This window comes from Variovorax sp. 10N412 (genome assembly GCF_056394985.1).
In genome coordinates, this window is record NZ_JBFTIO010000046.1 from 1 (window position 1) to 1,166 (window position 1,166).

Sequence of the window (1,166 nt, forward strand, 5' to 3'; positions counted from 1 at the left end):
TCGGCTTAGATGTCGAGGATCTTGGCCACAACGCCCGAACCCACGGTACGGCCGCCTTCACGGATGGCGAAGCGCAGGCCTTCTTCCATCGCGATCGGGTTGATCAGCTTCACGGTGATGCTGACGTTGTCGCCAGGCATGACCATTTCCTTGTCCTTGGGCAGCTCGATCGCACCGGTCACGTCCGTCGTGCGGAAGTAGAACTGCGGGCGATAGTTGTTGAAGAACGGCGTGTGACGGCCGCCTTCGTCCTTCGACAGCACATACACCTCGGCGGTGAAGTGCGTGTGCGGCTTGATCGAACCCGGCTTGCACAGCACTTGGCCGCGCTCGACGTCTTCGCGCTTGGTGCCGCGCAGCAGCACGCCCACGTTGTCGCCAGCTTGACCCTGGTCCAGCAGCTTGCGGAACATTTCCACGCCGGTGCAGGTGGTCTTGACCGTCGGGCGGATGCCCACGATTTCGATTTCTTCACCAACCTTGATCACGCCACGCTCCACGGCGCCGGTCACMACGGTGCCGCGACCCGAGATCGAGAACACGTCTTCGACGGGCATCAGGAAGGCACCGTCCACGGCGCGCTCGGGCGTCGGGATGTAGGTGTCCAGCGCRTCGGCCAGCTTCATGATGGCTTCTTCGCCCAGCTTGCCCTTGTCGCCTTCGAGGGCGAGCTTGGCCGARCCGTGAATGATGGGGGTGTCGTCGCCAGGGAACTCGTACTTGTCGAGCAGCTCGCGCACTTCCATTTCAACGAGTTCGAGCAGCTCGGCGTCGTCGACCATGTCGCACTTGTTCAGGAAAACGATGATGTAGCCCACACCCACCTGGCGCGCCAGCAGGATGTGCTCACGCGTCTGGGGCATCGGGCCGTCAGCGGCCGAGCACACCAGRATGGCGCCGTCCATCTGAGCRGCGCCCGTGATCATGTTCTTCACATAGTCGGCGTGACCGGGGCAGTCGACGTGTGCGTAGTGGCGGTTGGCCGTTTCGTACTCGACGTGCGCGGTGTTGATCGTGATGCCGCGGGCCTTTTCTTCAGGCGCTGCGTCGATCTGGTCGTAGGCCTTGGCTTCGCCGCCGAACTTGGCCGACAGCACCGTAGCGATCGCAGCCGTCAGCGTGGTCTTGCCGTGGTCGACGTGACCGATCGTGCCCACGTTGACGTG

1 protein-coding gene is annotated in these 1,166 nt (G+C 63.1%); it reads right to left on the bottom strand.

Going from position 1 to position 1,166, the window contains the following annotated elements; genetic code table 11:
* Positions 1-5: 5 nt before the first annotated feature.
* Positions 6-1,166 (bottom strand): elongation factor Tu (tuf, locus tag AC1DJH_RS33060; protein ID WP_478188609.1); only part of this gene is annotated, 1,161 nt, incomplete at its 5' end.